Origin of the sequence: Streptomyces sp. NBC_00576 (assembly GCF_036345175.1) — a bacterium.
GTDB lineage: Bacteria > Actinomycetota > Actinomycetes > Streptomycetales > Streptomycetaceae > Streptomyces.
Genome location: NZ_CP107780.1, coordinates 2,629,930 through 2,649,327, shown reverse-complemented (window position 1 = coordinate 2,649,327; position 19,398 = coordinate 2,629,930). Strand labels below are relative to the sequence as shown.

Below are 19,398 nucleotides of genomic sequence, written 5' to 3'. Positions count from 1 at the left end.
GTACGGCACCTACCACTCGGAGAACGATCCGGACTCCAAGTACTGCAAGAGCTCTCACGCCTCCGACACGCAAGGCAGCGGCACCGGCGGCGGCGGTTCCAGCGGCTCGGGCAACGGCCACAGTGGCCGCTACGTCCTCGCGAATCCGTGCGGCAGCAGTCTTGTGCACCATGTCGTCAGTTCGCGGTCCCCAACCTCTCCGGTGTGTCCCGGCTACGACACCGCCCGGGACGACGGCATCTTCGTTCGTAAGTCCGCCGCCATGGGCGCCTCGGAGGGCGTGGCCGACACGGCTATAGGCTGGGGCGCCGCTATCGGTACCGGCATCGAGCCGGTTGGAGGCCAACGTCGCCAGCTGGTTCCAGATCGGGCGGTGTGAGCTGTGGGGATCTTTCTTCTGTTGTTCTGGGGCGGCGGCGCCTGCTTCTCGGTCTGGCGCGCCCGGAGGCTGTGGACGGACCCGGGTTACTACCAGCGCGTCGTGGACCAAAGGGTTTTCCGTTTCAAGGACGACGTGAGCCGCGGACTCGTGCGCGGGTGGGCTCCCTTCTCCGTCGGCGCGCTGGCGATGCTGGTGGCGATGGTGTTCTTCATCGTCATCGGTGCCGGTCAACACCAACACGGCAGCCCTTCCGCCGCGCCGGTCGTCGCTCTGCTGCTGGTACTCGTCTTCGTGATCGGCATCGTTCTCCAGCTCTCGATCGCATGGTTCAACAGCCCTCGCTGGTGCGTACCCCCCTACCTCCGACAGGAGGCAGGCGCATGGGCGGAACGTCACCCGCGCAAGGTGAGCTGACGCGACGCGCTGCGTGAGGCGAAGCGAGAACGGTGAGCTGGAGGAACGGTCACGGCCATGTCGATGACGCCACCACCCGACGACCCTGCGGCGGTCCAGCTGATTGCCATCCTCAACGACCCGGAAGCACCCGAGGCGGACCAGTACGACGCGGCCATGGATCTGGAGTTCCACGGCGGCGCCTGGCTGGAGCAGGCCATCTTCGAGGTCCTTCGGCGCGAGGACTTCAGCAGTGTCATCGCCCAGTTGTGCGCGGAGTCGCTCGCCGGAAGCTGGGCCCGCGAGGACCGGATCGACGAGACGTTCTTCCCTGAGCTCCGAGGCCCGGCCATCAGGGAGGTGCTCGGCATCCTCGGAGCCCGCGCACCGCACCTGATCCCCGAGGGGACACGGGACCGCTGACATCCCCGCCCGTCCGGCCGGTCCCTGTGAGGGGCCGGCCGGACGGGTTTCCGGCGTCAGCGCGCCGCCGGTCCGTTCAGGAACTCCGCGAGCGTGCGCGTCAGGGTGTTCTGGGCCGGTGCCGCGAAGAGCGGATCGAGGTGGTTCATGGCGGTGTCGGTCTCGTAAGTGGCGTACGGGATGCGAGAGTTGGCCACCACCGTGCGCGCCGCTGCCTCGATCGTGCCCTTGGCGTAGCTCGTGCCGAAGGCGTACAGCGGTACGTCGAGGCGGTCGGCGTGGTGCAGTCGCAGGCCCAGGGAACGGGCGAGCGCGGAGTCGGTGTAGGCGTCCGTGACGTCGAGGTCGACGGAGAGCCGGGCCGGCCAGTACCACTCCCACACGGCCGGCACCGGACCTGCGTACGCAGCCGCGACCCGGCCTATCGGTGTGATCCCGGTGTCGACCCAGCCGCGTACGTCCCCGCTGTCGGCGAGGTGTCCGGAGTGCACGGTGATGGAGTTCGGCCAGCCGAAGCCCGCGTCCACGAAGAAGCCCAGCAGGCCCGCGTTGGTGACGGTGTACGGCAGGCGCAGGGCGTCGGGCAGGTGGGGCTGGAGGAGGGAGGGGCCGTCGGGGTCGTGGAGTGCGTAGTGGCCGGCGAGCTGGTACCAGATCTGGGTGCTCTCCGCGCGGCTGCCGAGACCCACGCCGCTCAGGGTCAGGTCGAAGACCGCCCCGGCGTCGATGGCCGCGAGCCGTTCCCGTATCTGCTCCGGCGAGTCGAGGACGGGGTCGCCCGTCCCGTCGAACGCCCCGAGCACACCGCCGTCGACGACCACGAGTCCCGCGAGGTCCCGGTAGCCGGGGCAGCCGTCGAAGTCCCAGGCGGCGTACGCCATCGCGGTCGTCGCTCCCCAGGAGTGCCCGCCGAGCACCACACGCCGGCCACCGCGCCCCGCCGACCGGACGACGGCCCGGAGATCGGCGAGGGTCAGGGGCAGGCCCCAGTGCGCGGCGTAGGGGGAGGTGGCCGGGTCCTGGGTGCGGTAGTGGCCGTCCAGGTAGTAGGCGAGGGGGTCCGGGCCCGTGAAGCCGGTGCGGTCGGCGAGGTTCTCCTCCCGCCGGTCGAGGGCCCACACCTGCAACCCGGGCACGGCCGCGACCAGGTCACGGGCCAGCAGCCGGAAGTCGTTCGCGGCCCCGAACATGCCGGGCACCAGCACGAGGACGGTGGCCGCCGTTTCGGGGCCGACCTTGAGGACATGCACCCGGTCCGACCCGGCGGGTCCGCCCCCGCTGCCCACGGCCACGGGCACGTACGGCTCCGGGCCGACGGCCCCTGGTCCATTGGCGCCCGGTGTGCGTCCTGCGGCCAGTGCGGATCCGGCCCCCGTGCCGGACGCGGCCAGCGCCACACCGCCGATCATTCCACCCAGCACCGAACGGCGCGGCAGACGGCTCGTCATCTCACGTACCTCCAGGGAGAGTTGATCGAGACCAGCTTCCCTCTCGCCCTCGACGGCTCGCGCACCAGGGGTCACTTGCGCGTCTTCTCGACGGGCCTGCCGTCGGAGCACGGGCCGGCTGTTGTCGACGGGCCGCGTCCGAGGCGGGTACTGGGTGGCGGCGGCCCGCTTCCTGGTCACCGCCCGAGGTCGCCGAGGCCGGTGACCTCGGGTAGTGGCGACCGTCCGGCTCGGCGCCCCGCCTGGGAGAGCGCCCCGTGTCCGACGCGCACGTCGTCCTGACCGGTTTCGGCGACCCGCCCAGGTGCGCTGATCGGGACCAGTACGTTCCCTCGCCCGCCTCGGCCGGTCACCGACTCGCGGGCCCCATGGCCGACGACCGGGCCGGGGCGCCGGCGCCGGTCCCCGCTCTGTCGCGGACCCGGCGTACGAGGTCGGTGGCGGCCTCCGGCCACTCGGCGTGTTCGAAGGCGAAGCCCGCGTCGAGCAGCCGGCCGGGGACGACACGGCGGCTCTTCAGCAGGAGTTCGGTGTCCGAGCGGAGCGCGAACGCGCCCAGCTCCGCCATCCACCGCGTCGCGGGCAGCCCCACCGGCACACCCCACGCGGCGCGCAGCGCGTGCATGAACTCGCGCTGCGGGACCGGATGGGGAGCGGCGAGGTTCACCGGTCCGGCGAGGTCGTCCCGTTCGGTCAGGAACTCGACGGCGCGTACGAAGTCGTGGTCGTGGATCCAGGACACGTACTGCGCGCCGCCCGCGACCGGGCCGCCGAGGCCGAGCCGGGCCAGCCGCAGCAGGATGTCCAGGACACCGCCGCGATCCGGGCTCATCACCATGGCGGTCCGCAGGGCGACCTTTCGGGTAGCAGGGGTCGCGGCCTGCTCCTGGGCCGCCTCCCAGGCCTTGGCGATCTCGACGCTGTAGGCCCAGTAGTCCGGTACGCCGGGTTCGGTGCCGCCGATGAGGCCGGTCGCCTCGTCGTTGGGGGCGTCGAAGCGGTGGGCGTAGACGGTGGCGGTGCTCATCTGGAGCCAGAGCCGGGGAGGCCGCGCGGCGCCCGCGATCGCCTCGCCGACGATCCGGGCGGAGTGCACGCGCGAGTCCATCATGGCCCGCAGGTTGGCGGGGGTGTAGCGGCAGCTGACGCTGCGGCCGGCCAGGTTGATCACGACGTCGCTGCCGTCGACCGCCTCGGCCCAGGCGCCCAGGGTCTCGCCGTCCCAGCCGATCTCACGGTCGCGCGTCGGTCGTCGGGTGAGGACGGTGACGTCGTGACCGGCGGCGGTGAGCGCACAGTTCAGGACAGCGCCCACCTGGCCGGTTCCTCCGGGTATGACTACCTTCATGGCTCCCCCTCGAGCTTGGAACGTGTCCCGTGAGCGTAGCGCAGAAAGTTGAACACGTTCAAAACTGGTTGGCCTACTTCACGGAGCGGGCGATTTTCGTCGCGTCCCCCTTAAGGCGTTCCAGGGACCCGGCGGCCGTCATCAGGATGATCGAGAAGCCCGCCAGGAAGGCGAAGCGCGCGGAGGAACGGCCGTGGAACAGTGCCATCACCTGGCCGGTCACCCCGCCGGAGGAGGGGGCGGGGCCGACAACAGGGGCGTACATCCAGGGCTGACAGGAACTGTGGGTTCGATCTGAATGCGGAGCGACGAGTTCGGCGGGGAGGCGTTCTGCGCCATGCTTCCGGCCTGGAAACTCGCAGTTCGCCACAGTATCCGCCGAACGGTTGATCAGTAATTTACGTACCCACCAGTGACGTTCGCCCCCTGGATGGGAGGATGAGGGCCGTCATGACTGCCGGGTGGGGTTCACGCACGCTACGGGCCGCGGTGTTCGCGGCCGTCTGTGTGCTGCTCGCCGCCCTCGGGCACGTCCTGATGTCCGGCTCGACCGTCGCCTGGTGGACGCTGGCCGCAGGGGCTTTGGTCACGGGCGGTGCGGGCTGGTGCCTGACCGGCCGCGAGCGCGGACTCCCGCTGGTCGTGGGCGTGGTGGTCGTCGCCCAGGGCGCGCTCCACTCGGCGTTCTCCTTCGCGCAGGGCTCGGGCTCGGGCGCGGGCTTGGGTTCCGGCGGCATGCCGATGGACTCCATGGACATGGCCCACGCGGACACCGGCTCGGACATGGGCATGGACATGAGCGTGGGTCACATGGCCCACGGCGGCCACGGCATGGACGTCCTGTCGTCCTCGTACGGCATGCTCGCCGCCCACACGCTCGCCGCGCTGCTGTGCGGTCTGTGGCTGGCGTACGGCGAGCGGGCCGCGTTCCGCATCCTGCGGGCGGTGGCCGGCCGGCTGGCCGCTCCGCTGCGGCTGGCGCTCGCGCTGCCGGCGACGCCGGAACGTCCCCGTCCGCGCCCGCGACACGGCAGCTCGGACCGGGCGCCGAGGCTGCTTCCGCTCGTCCACACGATCACTTCTCGGGGCCCGCCGACGGGGATCGCTGTCGTCTGAGACAGCTGGTTCCCCGGGCCGCTCCAGGTGACGCCGACACGATCCACGTCGGCCGGCCTCCGCAGGCGCCTCGGGCCTCGGTCGTACCCGTCCACGCGCGTACGGCCGTCCTCCCTCCACCGGTAGCGGCGTGCGCCCACGGCTCACGCAATGCATCGCAACGCATCGTCATGCCTTGCGTCGCGGCAGCTTCGTGGGCCGCCGCCCTGCCGGATTCCGGATGATCGATGATCCGAGAAGGACACCAGGTGATCACTCCTGTACCGCCCGCCCCGACCCTCCCGGCCCCTGCTGCCTCGCCGGCCTCCCCTGCCTCGCCGACCTCCTCGGCTCTCCCGCTGGACGAGTCGATAACCGCCTGGGCGCTCGCGGCCCGTGGTGGCGACGCGGCCGCCGTCGAGCGTTTTGTCGGCGCCCTGCACCGCGATGTGGTGCGATACGTCGCCCATCTGTCCGCCGATCCGCAGGCCGCCGACGACCTCGCCCAGGACACGTTCCTGCGGGCGCTCGGCAGTCTGCACCGGTTCGAGGGGCGGTCCTCGGCGCGCTCCTGGCTGATGGCCATCGCGCGGCGCGCGGTGATCGACAGCTTCCGGCACGCCGCCGCCCGGCCCCGGCTGTACGACGCCGAGGACTGGCGGCTGACCGTCGAACTGGCCCAGCCGCGCGGGCTGCCCGGCTTCGACGACGGAGTCGCGCTCCTCGACCTGCTGGCGGCGCTGCCCGACGAACGGCGCGAGGCATTCGTCCTCACGCAGCTGATGGGGTTGCCCTACGCGGAGGCGGCCGAGGTCAGTGACTGTCCCGTCGGGACGGTGCGTTCGCGCGTGGCCCGGGCCCGCGCGACCCTCGTCGACCTGCTCACGGAGGCCGAGTCCGAGACGGAAGCGGAGTCGCGGTCGGCGGTTCTGGCCGCCTGACGGCGGGGAGATGGGGGAGGCGGGGGAGACGGCGGGCGCGACAGGAGAGTCACCGCTTCTCCTCGACGGCCTCCTCCGGCAGCAGCCCGCACATCGTCTCGCGCTCCTCGGGGCCGATCTGCTCGAGCCCCGAGACGACGGTGTCGGCCAGGGCCGGCGAGGCCTCCGTGAACAAGCGGCGGCCCTTGCCGGTGAGGGCCACCTCGACGCCCCGCTTGTCGCCGCACACCGAGCGCCGGGTGACCAGCCCGGCGTGCGAGAGGCAGGCGATCTGGTAGGTGAGCCGGGTCTTGGGGCGGCCGAGGAGCTCCGCGATCCGGGTCATCCGCAGCCCTCCGTCGGGCCGGTCCGCGAGCAGGCACAGCACCAGGAACTCGTCGTGGGAGACCCCGAGCGTCTCTTTGAGGACGGGGCCGAGCCGCTGCTCGATCGCACCGGTCGCGGCGAGCAGGACCATCCAGCCCCGTAGCGCGGCCGGGAGCAGCCCGCCCTCCTGTGCGGCGGGACATTCGGGCATGTCGGCGGGGTGTTCGGAAGGGGCGGCCATGCCGTCGATTCTACCGGTAGTCCAATTTTGCACGATGGGGTTGTTCATATTTGGATAACGAGCTACCTTGGGATCATCACCCCGTCGTCCAAATTTGGATGACTCTCGTTCCTGTAGGAGACAAGCTCATGACCGTTGCCGTCGAAACCGGCCTCTGGCAGCTCGACCGGACGGCCTCCACTGTCGCCATCGCCCACAAGACGATGTGGAACCTGGTCACCGTGAAGGGCACCTTCGCCATCACCGGCGGCGGTGGCGAGGTCCTTCCCGACGGCACCGCCACAGGCACCCTGACCCTGGACGCCGCCTCCCTGGACACCAAGCACGCCAAGCGCGACAAGCACCTCCACGGAGCCGACTTCTTCGACGCCGAGAACCACCCCGAGATCACCTTCGCGGTGCGCGGCGCCGAACTCCGTGACGGCGACTCCGTCCACGTCACAGGTCAGCTGACCGTGCGCGGCATCAGCCGCCCCACGAGCCTCACCGCACGCCTCACCGGCGCGGGTGCCGACGCGCTCACCCTGGACGCGGAGTTCAGCGTGGACCGGGACCAGTTCGGCCTGGGCTGGAACCAGCTGGGCATGATCCGCGGCCGTACGACGGTCACGACCAGCCTCCGCTTCACCCGCGCCAAGGCTTAGGACACAGGCCGGACGGCGTCCTGCGACCGCCCGCCCGGCAGGCGGATGTCCATGCTCGACACGGTGTCCGGCGACGCCGTGAAGACGCGCAGCCGGATGCGCGTCCCCGGGCGCCGGGGCACCCGGAACACCGGCCCGGGTGGCTGGAGCCGGTAGACGGCGCTCGCGCGCGCGGGCAGCGTCGCCGGCCCCTGGGCCACCGTCCACCAACGGGTCATGCCCTGGCCGGTGGTGAGCGTGAAGTGGGGTACGAGGGCGCTGTCGTCCGTGTTCGTGACCCGGACGGTCAGTTCCGACACGGCGGCCGGACCGATCGTGAGCGCCCTCGTCACCCGCAGCCGCAGCGGCGGCGATCCCGTCGTCGCCACAACGGCACACGTCAGCGCCGGTACGAGGAGCAGCGCCGCCGCCGCGACCAGTGCCGGGCGCCGGCGCGGGCCCGACAGGAAGCGCGGCCGGGGCTGCCACGCACCGGCGAAGGACGCGACCGGTGTGGTCACCGCGGCCGCCAGCCACAGCGGGGTCATCAGCAGGTAGTAGCCGTCCTGCGAGCGCGTCGCCAGGAAGAAGGCGCACCACGGCAGCACCACCGTCGCGGGACCCAGCCGCCGCACGAACAGGACGAGCAGCGCCAGCAGGGCCCCCGTCAGCAGCACGCTCGCGTGCGAGTACCAGGCCAGCCGGTCGCTGCCGTCGGTGAAGTAGAGCGCGACGCCCACCAGGCCCTGCCCGTGGATCGTCGCGTCCTGCGTCAGCGGCAGTGCCACGCCGGTCGCCCAGGTGCGTGGCTCGCTGACGATGAAGTAGGTGTTGATCAGCAGCCATGCGATGCCCGCCGCACCGGCGATCCGTAGCACCACCCCGGCGGCAGGACGGGCGCCCAGCTCACCCCGGCGCACGGCGTAGATCCCGGCCAGCAGGAACGGCACGAGGAACCACGGCAGTTGCTGCGCCGCGCAGGCCGCGCCCAGACAGGCGGCCCGCGCGAGTCCGCCCCACCCCAGCCGTCCGCCCGCGCCGATCCGCGGCCAGTGCACCACCACCGGGATGAGCAGCGCGAGAGCGACGATCGCCGGGTAGCCGAGCCGCGCGTAGCTCGGCAGGAAGCCGAAGCCCAGACACACCATGGTCGCCGCCGACCGCCACGGCACCGGCAGCAGCCGCCACAGCGTCACCGCGCCGACGAGCAGCGCCCCCGTCGTCACCGCGGTCGCGGCGAGTGCGCCCTGCCCGAGCCACAGAAGCGGCGCGGTCAGCAGCGGGACGAGGGGCGGGTAGCCGTACGTGAGGTCGTAGCCGCCGTTCGCCGTCGGGGTCAGGGCGACGTCGGGGTTGTGCTGGAAGAGCCATGGCCAGGGCTGCCCGTACACGGGGTGCCCGGCGACCAGTTCGCGAGCGGCCTGCGCGGTGAGGACACCCTCGTCCCCGCCGGCGTGGTTCAGGGCGAACGTGCACAGGGTCAGCGTCATGGCCGTGACCAGGACGCACAGGTCGAGGCGGGCGAGCGTTCGGGTCCGCCGCACGGTCAGCGCCAGCACTCCGCTGACCAGGATCGACAGATAGCAGAGCGAGATGACGGCGGCGATGACGAGCCGGTGACTGGCGGCCTGCGTCCACACCGCGCGCGTACCGATGAACAGACTGACGGTTGCGAGCAGCGTCAGGACACGATGCCACTGCGCGGGGGCGTCGGACCCCGGTACGGCCGCCGGGGTCCGGGGCCGGGTCCGGAGAGGGCTCGTCTTCGCCGCTGCGTCCGGCGCTGTTTCTGCCAAGTGCACGACACCGGAAGGTAATCGGGCCCGGTGTGCCGCGCGCGTTCGGAGGTGAAGCTTCCGGTGTGATGTCGGTAAGAATGTCGGCCAGTAGTTATTTATGCGTATTCAGTGGGCGAGCAGGTATTCAGTAGACATCTCGCACATAACGCTTCGCCGCCGTGAGCTGCTTCACGTACACACCCGCCTCGTCCTCGCTCAGGCCGCCGTGCGCCACCGCGATGTCCCGCAGCGCCCGGTCCACGTCCTTGGCCATGCGTGAGGCGTCACCGCAGACGTAGAAGTGGGCGCCCTCCTGCAGCCAGTGCCACAGCTCCGGTCCGTGCTCACGCATCCGGTCCTGGACGTAGACCTTGTTGCGCTGGTCGCGGGAGAAGGCGGTGTCCAGGCGGGTCAGCGTGCCCTCGGCCACCAGGTCGGCCAGCTCGTCCGCGTAGTAGAAGTCGGTGGCGCGGTGCTGCTCGCCGAAGAACAGCCAGTTCGGTGCCGAGTGCCCGAGCGCCCGCCGCTCCTCCAGGAACCCCACGAACGGCGCCACCCCGGTCCCCGGCCCGACCATCACCATCGGCGTCGAGGCATCCGCAGGGGGCCTGAAGTGCGGCGAACGCTGTACGAAGACGGGCACCGCCGTGTCCGGCCCGGCGTCGGCCAGGAAGGGCGAGCAGACTCCGCCGCGCGGTCGGCCGTGCAGGTTCTCGTACCGCACCACGGACACCGTCAGCGACACCCGCTCCGGGTCGACGAGCGGGCTCGACGATATGGAGTACAGGCGGGGCTGAAGCCGCCGCAGCACATTCGCCCACTCCTGCGCGGACGCCCGCACCCCGTACTCGGCGACCACGTCGACGGCCTGGCGCCCCCACGACCAGCGGGCCAGCCCGTCCTTGTTGTCGGACCGCATCAACTTCTTCAACTCACGGTTGTCCCGCGCCCGTTCGGAGACGAAGCGCAGCAGGTCGGGCGTGATCCGGGTGATGTCGAGCTGCCGGTGCAGCGCCTCGGAGAGCGAGAACATTCCGACTCCCTCCACCTCCACGCCGGTTGACGCGCCCAGCCCGGTCGCGGCCAGCCATTCCTCCACCAGGGACGTGGAGTTGACGGGCCGCACCCCGAGCGCGTCACCCGCTTCGTACGTCAGTGCCGTACCGCTGATGTCGAAGGTGAACCGCCGCACTTCCTTGGTCGCGCCGGACAGGCTGAGCAGCCGGTTGCCGACGAGTCGGGCGGGGGAGGGGGCGGGCTTGGCGGTCCGGACGGCGGGAGAGGGGGCGGCAGCGGGGGCCCGAGTGGCCGCACTGCCCGCTCGCTGCTCCTGCTCAGCCTCCGTGTTCTGCGTGTCCTTCGTGTCCAGCACGTCGAGCACCTGGTCGAGCCACGCGTCCGCCGACGGCTCGAAATCGGGCTCGCAGTCGGTGCGCGGCGCGATGCGCACCGCCCCCAACTCGTCCAGCCGCGCGTCCAGTCGGCGCCCGTGCCCACAGAAGTCGTCGTACGAGGAGTCGCCCAGCGCGAGTACGGCGTACCGCACGCCGTCGAGCCGCGGTGCCTGCTCCCCGGAGAGCGTGTCCCAGAAGCCGGAGCCGTTGTCGGGGGCGTCGCCGTCGCCGAACGTACTGGTGATGAAGAGGAGATCGGCACTGCGCGCGAGGGCGGTCACATCGGCCTCGTCCATGCCGACGAGCCTCGCCCGGTGACCGCCGGCGTTCAGCCGCTCGGCGGCCGCGCCGGCGAGTTCCTCGGCGTTGCCGGTCTGTGAGGCCCACAGAACGACGACTTCGCGGCCGTCCACCTCGACCCCGACACCGACCCGTTCCTGCGGCGGCGCGTCCACCGCCCTGGAGTACATGCCGGCGAGCATCCCGTTCACCCAGTCGGCGTGCTCGGCGCTGAACGGAGCGGAGGCGGGCAGCACGGGAATCCCCACGGAGCCGCTGGGCAGCCCGGCGAGGAAACCCGAGAGGTACTGGCGCTCCTGCGAGCTGAGAACGGGCGGGGGAGCGGGCGTGAACGCGAACTCCGGTACAGCGACCGGCACTTGAGGGAGGACTTGAGGGAGGGAGGCGGGAGGGGCTGCGGGCTGCTGCACCGGGGACGCGGGGCGATGCACCTTCACCAAGGACACCGCACACACCTTGAACTCCGGCTGCAGGGACAGCGGATCGACCGCGTCACTCGTCACCGCGTTGATGCTGAGGTATTCCCCGAAGAGGTCGTTCCAGTGGAAGGGCGCGAAGACGCACCCCGGCCGCACCCGGTCCGTGACGACCGCCGGCAGCACGGCCCGTCCACGCCGCGACGCGACCTCGACCGAGTCGCCGTCCACGACCCCCAACTCCCGCGCGTCCTCGGGATGCACCTCCACGAACGGCCCGGAGTTCAGCTTGTTGAGCTTGGCGACCTTCCCCGTCTTCGTCAGGGTGTGCCACTGGTGCTGCACGCGCCCGGTGTTGAGGACGAACGGGAAGTCGTCGTCGGGCAGTTCGGCGGCGGGCAGATACGGCCGACCGAAGAAGACACCACGCCCGCTGGCCGTGGGGAACCGCAGCCCCTCGCCCTCCATCTCCCGGTACCGGATGGGATTGCGCGCGGGCCCGTCCGCCGAGGCGGCCGGCCACTGCACGGGAGTCTCCCGCAGTCGCTCGTACGTGACTCCGCGAATATCCCACCCGGTCTTCGGGTTCCACGCCCGCTTGAGCTCCTCGAAGACGTCCTCAGCACTCTCGTACGAGAACCCCTCGAACCCCATCGCGCGCGCGACGGCAGCGATGATCCGCCAGTCGGCCATGGCGTCACCGGGCGGGTCGACGGCGGCCTGGGCCAGGGTGAGATTGCGCTCGCTGTTGACGAGGACGCCCTCCGCCTCGGTCCACATCGCGCCGGGCAGGACGACATCGGCGTACGCGTTGGTCTCGGTCTCGGCGAACACGTCCTGGGTGACGACGAACTCTGCCGCCTCCAGGCCCTCGATGACGGTACGGCGGTTGGCGACCGAGGCGACCGGATTGGTACAGATGATCCAGCAGGCCTTGATGTGCCCCTCGGCCATCCGCCGGAACATCTCGATCGTGCCGTGCCCGGCGCCGTCCTTGCGGAGCGTGCCGGCCGGCAGCTCCCACAGATCCTCGACGAACGCCCGCTCCTCGTCGACGAGTACGGACCGCTGCCCGGGTAGTCCCGGCCCCATGTACCCCATCTCCCGGCCGCCCATGGCGTTGGGCTGCCCGGTGAGGGAGAAAGGACCGCTGCCGGGGCGGCAGATCGTGCCGGTGGCGAGATGCAGATTGACCAGGGCGTTCGTGTTCCAGGTGCCGTGCGTGGACTGGTTGAGCCCCATGGTCCAGCAGCTCATCCACTCACCGGACGCACTGGCCTCACCGATGATCCGCGCCGCCTCCCGGATGTCGTCCTCGGGGATACCGGTGATCGCGGAGACGGCGTCCGGCGCATAGTCGGCGAGGAAGGCCGGCATCTCCTCCCAGCCCTCGGTGTGGGCGGCGATGAACTCCGGGTCCGTGTACCCGTCGGCGTGCAGGAGATGGAGGAGACCGTTGAGGAACGCCAGATCCGTCCCGGGCTTGATCTGCAGGAACAGATCGGCCTTGGCAGCGGTGGCGGTACGCCGTGGGTCGACGACGATGAGCCTGGCCCCCGCCTTGACCCGCTCCATCATGCGCAGATACAGGATCGGATGGCAGTCGGCCATGTTCGACCCGATGACGAGGAAGGCATCGGCGTGGTCGAAGTCGTCGTACGAGCCGGGCGGCCCGTCGGCGCCCAGCGAGAGCTTGTATCCGGTGCCCGCGCTCGCCATGCACAGCCGGGAGTTCGACTCGATCTGGTTCGTGCCGACGAACCCCTTGGCCAGCTTGTTCGCCAGATACTGCGCCTCGAGGCCCATCTGCCCGGAGACGTAGAAGGCCACGGCGTCCGGCCCGTGCTCGTCGACGATCGCACGCAGCCGTCGCGCGGTCTCCGCGATCGCGTCCGCGACGGGCGCGGGGACCAGTTCCTCGCCCCGGTCGTCCAGACCGTCCCGGACCAGCGCGGTGGTCAGCCGGCCGGGCGCGCTGAGCATGTCGGCGGTGGTCGCACCCTTGGTGCACAGCCGCCCGGCGTTCGCGGGGTGGGCCTTGTCCCCGGACGCCTTGAAGACCGTCCGCCTGCCGTCGGGTCCCAGTCCGACGTCCAGCACGATTCCGCAGCCCACCCCGCAGTACGAGCACACGGTGCGCACCTGCGTTGTCGTGGGGGTTGTGGTCACGTGCTGCCTTTCTCGTCTCTCTCCGTCTTTCGCCGGCCTTCGCTGGCTTTCTCCATGCCGGGCCTGCTACCGGTAAGCGTACGAATTGCCCGTTACGTCGATGTCACGTGATCCGATCATGAGCGGTTACGCCCGCTGCACAGCCAGAGTGTCAGTGCTGTGAGGTACGTATAGATGTTCGGATGTTTCTCACATAGGGGGTCGCTGAGCGTGTCGTATTGGGCCGATCGGGTGACCATGAGTAAGAATTGGCTGATGCAGACTGTCAGTGCGAGCCAGGGCGGAGTGCGCCGATGAACAGCCACGATGTCACCGACGAACAGTGGGAGGGGCTCGCTCAGGTCGTACCGCTGAGAGGCCGGGACGCCTGGCCGTCCGCTGTGGGCCACCGGTCGATACCCGAGGCGGAAACCGAGGCCAGGCGGCGTTTCGTCGTCCTGCGCGTCAATGTCTTCGCGGACGCGCGCGAGGTCGCCGAGACGCTGATGGCGGGCATCCCGGTGCTCCTCGATCTGACGGGCGCCGAGACGGACACCGCCAAGCGGGTCCTCGATTTCAGCACGGGCGTCGTCTTCGGCCTGGCGAGCGGGATGCACCGGGTCGACCGGAACGTGTTCCTTCTCACCCCGCCCGGCACGGAGGTCGCGGGGCTCATGGGAGGAGCCGGCCACCCCGGACACTGAGACCGGCCTCACAGGCGGATCCGGTCCCCCGTTCGTAGGAAGGTGCGGCGGGCGGAACGGTTCGCCTTGCCGGCGGAGGCCTACGGTCCGGATATGACCCTGTCACTGGACTTACCGCCTTCCCCGGCCGCCGCAGCGCAGAGGGCGCCGCGTCCCGACCGGCCGAGCCTCACCGAGCTGAGGCTGTCCGCCTACGCGGGGCACCGCCGGGCCGGTTTCCCGATCGGACGGCTCACCCTTCTCGCCGGGCCGAGCGGCAGCGGCAAGTCGACCGCCCTCAGGGCGTACGAGTCGCTGGCCCGCCTCGGCTCCGGCGCCGCCGTCGGGGAGGCGTTCCCCGACCCGGCCGCCTGCGTACCGGAACGCGCCCGCCCCGACGCCCAGCGCCGGCGCGGCTTCCGCATCGGCTGCACGGCGGACGGCCCCGAGGGTCCCGTACGGCTCGACGTCGCCGTCCAGGCCGAACCCGAACTGCGCATCGTGGGCGAGCGGTTGAGCGCCGGCGGGGTGGTCCTGCTGGAGACGGCCCTCCGCGATCCCAGCCGGCGCGCCGTCCAGGCCGCCTGGCACACCGCCGGTTCGGCGTCGGTCACCCGCGCCCCGATGCCGGACGACCGGCTCGGTACGGCCCTGCTGCCGCTGCGGGTGGCCGGGAAGACGGACGGGCAGCGCCAAGTCATCGCCGCCGCCGAGCAGATGGTGGTCGCGCTGCGCTCCGTCTTCGCCTGTGATCCGCTGCCCGATCGGATGCGCGGGGCGGTCCCGGTGAGCAGCGGGCGGCTCCTGCCGGGCTGCGACAACCTGGCCGAGGTCCTGTGGCGCACACGGTCCGAATGTTCCATCCGCCACGGGCTGTTGGTCGCCGCCGTCCGCGAGGGCTGCGCGGGCCCGGTCACGGACGTACGGGCCGACCAGGTAGCCGACGGCCGCGTCCGTGCCGTACTCGACCGGGGCGACGGTCTGCTCACCCACTTCGGCAGGCTGGGCGACGGCGAGTTGAGGTACGCGGGCCTGGCGCTGGTCCTGCTGACCGGCCCTGGGGTCCTGGCGGTCGACCGGCCCGGCGAGGTGCCAGACGCCCTCCAGTCACTGACGGTCCTGGCCGACGGTTTCGACCGGGCTCTCGACGTGCACCAGCGCGCGGAACTCCTGCGGCTGGCGGCCCGGATGTGCGACCGCGGGCACATCCGCCTTCTCGGGACGGTGAGCGACGCGTCCTGGGCGGAGGGGGTGGAGGGGGTGACGGTGGTACACCTTAAGCCGTGACGGACAAGGGGCATGCCGAGTTGGACGTGGCGCAACTCCAGCGCAGACTGGCCGACTTCGCGGCGGCACGGAACTGGCAGCCGTTCCATACCCCCAAGAACCTCGCCGCCGCGCTCAGTGTGGAGGCGTCCGAACTGGTCGAGATCTTCCAGTGGTTGACGCCCGAGGAGTCGGCGCGGGTGATGGAGGACCCGGACACCGCCCACCGGGTGACCGACGAGGTCGCGGACGTGCTCGCGTATCTGCTCCAACTGTGCGAGGTGCTCGGGATCGACGCGCTGACGGCTCTCGACGCGAAGATCGACCGCAATGAACGGAGGTTCCCGGCGGCAGAATAATTACTCTCCGGAGTAAAGCGGCGGTCCGTTTCCCATTTGTTGTCCGCAGATTTCCGCCTTCCTCTGGCTTTTCGCCCCACAGGCCTTCACTCTGGGTAGTGGACGGTGGAGTTCGGGCGGACGTGCGAAAAGCGCGTCGAGGACAGACGGGGGCAGCGCATGGACGCGGTGCAGCTCATTCTGACGAGCAGACATGCCCTCGCGATCAGCGAAGGTGTGTCCCAGACCCTGGCGGAGGTGTGGCAGGCGCAGGCCCTCGCGCAGGCGATAGGCAGCCGCCTCGCAGTCACCGGGCCACCCGAACTGCGGGGCGAGGCACTGGGGTTGACCGAACTGGCAGGCCGGGGCTGCGGTGTACTGGACGAACCAAGCCTCGCCATCGGCGACTTACGCGCGGCCCAGCTCACCGAGCTGGGTGACGCCCGCCAGACCCTCCTCTGCCTCGGCAACCTCCTCGGCGAGGCCGGCATAGCCCTCGTCGGCATCGCCAGCGCGGCGGACGACGAGACGACGTACTGGCAGTGCATGGAATCCATCGACGCGGCGGACGAGTCCCGCGACCGAGTCCTGGAGATGCTCCGCAAACTGGCGGCCAGGGAGGCGGCGGGGGGAGCGGAGCGGGTGGCTGGGTAGCCCTGTCTAACAGGGGGCCGAGCTTTGCAGCTCGGCCCGGGCAATCTCGGCCCGTCTGGGGGTCCCCCCTCTGGGGGAGATTGAGGACGAGGCCGTTCAGGCCGAACGGGGGTCTGGGGGCGGAGCCCCCGGCAGGGGCCGCCGTCAACCCGCCTCAGTCTCCTTCGCGGACGCCGACGACACCCCCGCCGACTGAAGGTCCGCATCCAGCGCGGACAAATCCGCGTTCAGCGCGGCCATCATCTCCTCCATCTGCTGCAGCAGCCCCTTCGGCTGTGCGGGCCCCGCCTGCTGCGGCACGACTTCTTCGGACAATGGACGGCCTCCTCGGCCCCTGGCCCCCGAAGGGGCCGACACGGGTGCGCGCCGGAAACGAGCGGGCCGGCAATCGAACTGGCCGGCCGGTCGATGCCGGTGCGGGCGCCGGTCGGGCCGGCACCGACGGAGCCAACGATCACCGCCGTGAGGGGTCACTGGTGCGGAGCCGCACCTCACGCGGGGTTGACGGTTTTTCACCCGCCCGGGGAGGCGTGGGGCAGGGGGCACCGGTGGGGTTGACCGGTGTTCGACCGTGCAGGATGGGGGCATGGATCTTCGCATCTTCACCGAACCCCAGCAAGGCGCTACCTACGACACCCTGCTCGCCGTGGCGAAGGCCACCGAGGACCTTGGTTTCGACGCGTTCTTCCGTTCCGACCACTACCTCCGCATGGGCGAAGGGGACGGCCTGCCCGGCCCCACCGACGCCTGGATCACCCTCGCCGGACTCGCCCGTGAGACCAAGCGCATCCGCCTCGGCACCCTGATGACCGCCGCCACGTTCCGCCTCCCGGGCGTCCTCGCGATCCAGGTCGCGCAGGTCGACCAGATGTCCGGCGGCCGGGTCGAACTCGGCCTGGGCGCGGGCTGGTTCGAGGAGGAGCACAAGGCGTACGGCATCCCGTTCCCGCAGGAGAAGTTCGCCCGCCTCGAAGAACAGTTGGCGATCGTCACCGGCCTGTGGGGGACAGGGGCCGGTGAAACGTTCAGTCACCACGGCACGCACTACGACCTCACCGACTCACCGGCCCTACCGAAGCCGGCGCAGGCGAAGATCCCCGTACTCGTCGGCGGCCACGGCGCGACCCGCACCCCGCGGCTGACCGCGCAGTACGCCGACGAGTTCAACATGCCGTTCGGGTCGGTCGAGGACGCCGAGCGCCAGTTCGGGCGGGTGCGTGCGGCGGCCGAGCAGGCGGGCCGCAAGGCCGGCGAGCTGACGTACTCGAACGCGCTCGTGGTCTGTGTCGGCAAGGACGACCAGGAAGTGGCCCGGCGCGCCGCCGCGATCGGCCGCGAGGTCGACGAGCTGAAGGCCAACGGCCTGGCGGGCACCCCGGCCGAGGTCGTGGACAAGATCGGCCGGTACGTCGAGATCGGCTCCCAGCGGCTCTACCTCCAGATCCTCGACCTCGACGACCTGGACCACCTGGAGCTGATCTCCTCGCAGGTGCAGTCGCAGCTGTCGTAATCCCGGCGTGTGGCCGGTGCGTACCCCGTCGGTCGCCCCCCTTCCGGTTGCGACGGGGTACGCCCGGGTCGCGCTACGGACCGGCCACCACCGGCAGCCCCGGCCCCGCGCACCGCATGTCCGTCGACGGCACCCGCCCGTCGACCAGATAGGCGGCGGCCGTCGAGTCCACGCACGCGTTGCCCCGGCTCGCGAACACGCCGTGGGAGTAGTCGTCGTCGAGGGTGACCAGGCGGGAGCCGGGCAGCAGGCGGCGCAGTTCGCGAGCGCCCTCGATCGGGGTGACCGGGTCGTGGGCGGAGGCGATCAGGAGGACGGGCGGGGCTACGGGGCTGCCCAGGGGGGTGCGACGGGCGGGCCGGTGCTGCCAGAACGCGCAGGCCGATGCCTCCATGCCGGTCAGTACGGGCTGTGGGTCCAGGCGGCGGGTGCGGTGGAGGTCGGCCAGGATGCGTCCGGGTGTCGGACCGGGGCCGTCGGCGCACTTCACCGTCCGGTTCGCCGCCTCGAAGGTGCGTGAGTCCGCAGAGTCGAGGGCGGACGCGGGGCGGAGTGTGCCAGGCGTACCGTCCCGCAGGTACGTACGCAGTCCGTCGGCCAGGCCCGCCCAGCGTTCGGTGCGGCCGAGGGCGCGGTAGACGGCCCGGTCGAAGGCCGCCGCCCCGAACCCGTCCACGGGACGCTCGCGAAGCCCGTCCCGAACCCGTAGATACGCGCCGCGCACCGCCGGGCTGTCGTCGCCGAGTCCGAACCGGTGCGGGTGCCGGGCGGCCCAGGTGAAAAAGGTGTCGCGCTGACGCAACAGCGCCCGGCTCTGTACGACGTCGAACTCGTACCAGTCCCACGGCCCGACGACACTGTCCAGCACCATCTTCCCTACCTGGTAAGGGAATTGGGCCGCGTAGGCGGCGCCGAGATAGCTTCCGTACGAGACACCGAGGAAGCTCGTCCTGCGCTCGCCGAGGGCGGCACGGATCGCGTCCATGTCCCGTGCCGTCTGCTCGGTGGAGAGGTACGGCAGCGCCTCGTCGCCGACGCCCGCCGCGCAGTCGTCCGCGAGGGCGCGCAGTGAGCGGAGGTACGCCGACTCGGCCCGGGGGCCCACGGGTACAGGGTCCGCACCCGGACGGTCGCCGTCGAACAGGCCGCCCATCGCACCGCAGTCGGCGGGTGAACTCAGGCCGGTGCCACGCGCGTCGAAGCCGATCACGTCGTACGCCCGCCGCACGCTCTCGGGCAGCTTGGCCCGCTTGGTGACCGCGTAGGGCAGCCCGGAGCCGCCCGGTCCGCCCGGGTTCACCAGGAGGATGCCGCGCCGCTCCGCGGCCGTACCGGAGGCGCGGACCCGGGAGACGGCGATCCGCAGCCGTGGGCCGTCTGTCGTCGGGGCGTCCCAGTTCAGGGGTACCTCGATCCAGCCGCACTCGACGGTGTCGGGCGCCGTCGGCCTCGGTACGGAGTCGGGGCAGGTGCCGAAGTGGATGTGTGTGGGGGTGGGGGTGGCCTGGGCTGTCGGTGCGGGGATGAGGGTTGCGGCGCCGGCCAGGAGGGCGCACAGCAGGGCCGTACGGCGTGGGGGACGGGTCACGGGTCTCGCAATCTCGGTTCGGTAATCGTCGGGTCATCAGATGACAATGAAAACGATTGTCGATAACGTGTCCACGGTCAAGTCTGGAGCCCTCCCTGAGGGGGTGCCTTCGCGCTGCCCTGA

At 71.1% G+C, this 19,398-nt stretch carries 18 protein-coding genes; 10 read left to right on the top strand and 8 right to left on the bottom strand.

Annotated features, from left to right (window positions below):
• Positions 1–382: 382 nt before the first annotated feature.
• Together OG734_RS10980 and OG734_RS10975 are read left to right on the top strand one after the other, a co-directional pair.
• Positions 383–796: a hypothetical protein gene (locus tag OG734_RS10980; RefSeq protein WP_330287311.1), complete on the top strand. Its 414-nt coding sequence runs from the start codon at positions 383–385 to the stop codon at positions 794–796.
• A gap of 57 nt (positions 797–853) precedes the next feature.
• Entirely contained in the window at positions 854–1,198 is a 345-nt protein-coding gene (locus OG734_RS10975; RefSeq protein ID WP_330287310.1) for a hypothetical protein, read from the top strand.
• Positions 1,199–1,254: 56 nt separating this feature from the next.
• On the opposite strand, the gene OG734_RS10970 is transcribed toward OG734_RS10975, so the two are convergent.
• The 3 genes from OG734_RS10970 to OG734_RS10960 all read right to left on the bottom strand — a co-directional run bounded on the left by OG734_RS10970 (position 1,255) and on the right by OG734_RS10960 (position 4,259).
• Entirely contained in the window at positions 1,255–2,646 is a 1,392-nt protein-coding gene (locus OG734_RS10970; protein WP_330287309.1) for an alpha/beta hydrolase, read from the bottom strand.
• A 349-nt stretch (positions 2,647–2,995) separates the two neighbouring features.
• The gene (locus OG734_RS10965; RefSeq protein ID WP_330287308.1) at positions 2,996–3,994 is read right to left on the bottom strand and encodes a TIGR01777 family oxidoreductase; all 999 of its coding nucleotides are present in this window, start codon (positions 3,992–3,994) and stop codon (positions 2,996–2,998) included.
• 73 nt (positions 3,995–4,067) lie between these two features.
• On the bottom strand, positions 4,068–4,259 hold the full coding sequence (locus OG734_RS10960) for a hypothetical protein (protein ID WP_330287307.1): 192 nt from the start codon (positions 4,257–4,259) through the stop codon (positions 4,068–4,070).
• Between the two features lie 185 nt (positions 4,260–4,444).
• On the opposite strand from OG734_RS10960, the gene OG734_RS10955 reads away from it, so the two are divergent.
• Together OG734_RS10955 and OG734_RS10950 are read left to right on the top strand one after the other, a co-directional pair.
• Positions 4,445–5,110: a hypothetical protein gene (locus OG734_RS10955; RefSeq protein WP_330287306.1), complete on the top strand. Its 666-nt coding sequence runs from the start codon at positions 4,445–4,447 to the stop codon at positions 5,108–5,110.
• A 248-nt stretch (positions 5,111–5,358) separates the two neighbouring features.
• Positions 5,359–6,030, top strand: coding sequence for a sigma-70 family RNA polymerase sigma factor (locus OG734_RS10950; RefSeq protein WP_443064851.1), 672 nt, complete (start codon positions 5,359–5,361; stop codon positions 6,028–6,030).
• Between the two features lie 49 nt (positions 6,031–6,079).
• Here OG734_RS10950 and OG734_RS10945 read toward each other — a convergent pair whose 3' ends face one another.
• Positions 6,080–6,577 carry a MarR family winged helix-turn-helix transcriptional regulator gene (locus OG734_RS10945; protein ID WP_330287305.1) on the bottom strand — a complete coding sequence of 166 codons (498 nt, stop codon included), beginning with the start codon at positions 6,575–6,577 and terminating at the stop codon, positions 6,080–6,082.
• Between the two features lie 128 nt (positions 6,578–6,705).
• On the opposite strand from OG734_RS10945, the gene OG734_RS10940 reads away from it, so the two are divergent.
• Complete coding sequence (locus tag OG734_RS10940) at positions 6,706–7,221, top strand: YceI family protein (protein ID WP_330287304.1); 516 nt, start codon at positions 6,706–6,708, stop codon at positions 7,219–7,221.
• On the opposite strand, the gene OG734_RS10935 is transcribed toward OG734_RS10940, so the two are convergent.
• Together OG734_RS10935 and OG734_RS10930 are read right to left on the bottom strand one after the other, a co-directional pair.
• Positions 7,218–9,002: a hypothetical protein gene (locus tag OG734_RS10935; protein WP_443064850.1), complete on the bottom strand. Its 1,785-nt coding sequence runs from the start codon at positions 9,000–9,002 to the stop codon at positions 7,218–7,220. The two genes, OG734_RS10940 and OG734_RS10935, sit on opposite strands and share 4 nt — an antisense overlap.
• Positions 9,003–9,123: 121 nt before the next feature.
• Entirely contained in the window at positions 9,124–13,257 is a 4,134-nt protein-coding gene (locus tag OG734_RS10930; RefSeq protein WP_330287303.1) for a bifunctional nitrate reductase/sulfite reductase flavoprotein subunit alpha, read from the bottom strand.
• Between the two features lie 293 nt (positions 13,258–13,550).
• Here OG734_RS10930 and OG734_RS10925 point away from each other — a divergent pair, with 293 nt between their 5' ends.
• The 4 genes from OG734_RS10925 to OG734_RS10910 all read left to right on the top strand — a co-directional run bounded on the left by OG734_RS10925 (position 13,551) and on the right by OG734_RS10910 (position 16,177).
• Entirely contained in the window at positions 13,551–13,940 is a 390-nt protein-coding gene (locus tag OG734_RS10925) for a cell division protein SepF (protein WP_330287302.1), read from the top strand.
• A 93-nt stretch (positions 13,941–14,033) separates the two neighbouring features.
• Positions 14,034–15,206, top strand: coding sequence for an AAA family ATPase (locus OG734_RS10920; protein WP_330287301.1), 1,173 nt, complete (start codon positions 14,034–14,036; stop codon positions 15,204–15,206).
• On the top strand, positions 15,203–15,544 hold the full coding sequence (locus OG734_RS10915) for a nucleotide pyrophosphohydrolase (RefSeq protein WP_330287300.1): 342 nt from the start codon (positions 15,203–15,205) through the stop codon (positions 15,542–15,544). Before OG734_RS10920 ends, OG734_RS10915 begins: the two co-directional genes overlap by 4 nt.
• A gap of 159 nt (positions 15,545–15,703) precedes the next feature.
• Entirely contained in the window at positions 15,704–16,177 is a 474-nt protein-coding gene (locus OG734_RS10910) for a DUF6099 family protein (RefSeq protein WP_330287299.1), read from the top strand.
• A 144-nt stretch (positions 16,178–16,321) separates the two neighbouring features.
• On the opposite strand, the gene OG734_RS10905 is transcribed toward OG734_RS10910, so the two are convergent.
• The gene (locus OG734_RS10905) at positions 16,322–16,492 is read right to left on the bottom strand and encodes a hypothetical protein (protein WP_330287298.1); all 171 of its coding nucleotides are present in this window, start codon (positions 16,490–16,492) and stop codon (positions 16,322–16,324) included.
• 271 nt (positions 16,493–16,763) lie between these two features.
• Here OG734_RS10905 and OG734_RS10900 point away from each other — a divergent pair, with 271 nt between their 5' ends.
• Complete coding sequence (locus tag OG734_RS10900) at positions 16,764–17,687, top strand: LLM class F420-dependent oxidoreductase (protein WP_330287297.1); 924 nt, start codon at positions 16,764–16,766, stop codon at positions 17,685–17,687.
• 73 nt (positions 17,688–17,760) lie between these two features.
• Here OG734_RS10900 and OG734_RS10895 read toward each other — a convergent pair whose 3' ends face one another.
• Positions 17,761–19,275, bottom strand: coding sequence for an alpha/beta hydrolase (locus OG734_RS10895; protein ID WP_330287296.1), 1,515 nt, complete (start codon positions 19,273–19,275; stop codon positions 17,761–17,763).
• Between the last annotated feature and the right edge of the window lie 123 nt (positions 19,276–19,398).

Coding starts and splice junctions, on each gene's coding strand:
- OG734_RS10965 (WP_330287308.1), bottom strand. CDS start 3,994: ATGAAGGTAGTCATACCCGGAGGAACCGGCCAGGTGGGCGCTGTCCTG.
- OG734_RS10975 (WP_330287310.1), top strand. CDS start 854: ATGTCGATGACGCCACCACCCGACGACCCTGCGGCGGTCCAGCTGATT.
- OG734_RS10970 (WP_330287309.1), bottom strand. CDS start 2,646: ATGACGAGCCGTCTGCCGCGCCGTTCGGTGCTGGGTGGAATGATCGGC.
- OG734_RS10940 (WP_330287304.1), top strand. CDS start 6,706: ATGACCGTTGCCGTCGAAACCGGCCTCTGGCAGCTCGACCGGACGGCC.
- OG734_RS10910 (WP_330287299.1), top strand. CDS start 15,704: ATGGACGCGGTGCAGCTCATTCTGACGAGCAGACATGCCCTCGCGATC.
- OG734_RS10900 (WP_330287297.1), top strand. CDS start 16,764: ATGGATCTTCGCATCTTCACCGAACCCCAGCAAGGCGCTACCTACGAC.
- OG734_RS10925 (WP_330287302.1), top strand. CDS start 13,551: ATGAACAGCCACGATGTCACCGACGAACAGTGGGAGGGGCTCGCTCAG.
- OG734_RS10945 (WP_330287305.1), bottom strand. CDS start 6,577: ATGGCCGCCCCTTCCGAACACCCCGCCGACATGCCCGAATGTCCCGCC.
- OG734_RS10955 (WP_330287306.1), top strand. CDS start 4,445: ATGACTGCCGGGTGGGGTTCACGCACGCTACGGGCCGCGGTGTTCGCG.
- OG734_RS10960 (WP_330287307.1), bottom strand. CDS start 4,259: ATGTACGCCCCTGTTGTCGGCCCCGCCCCCTCCTCCGGCGGGGTGACC.
- OG734_RS10920 (WP_330287301.1), top strand. CDS start 14,034: ATGACCCTGTCACTGGACTTACCGCCTTCCCCGGCCGCCGCAGCGCAG.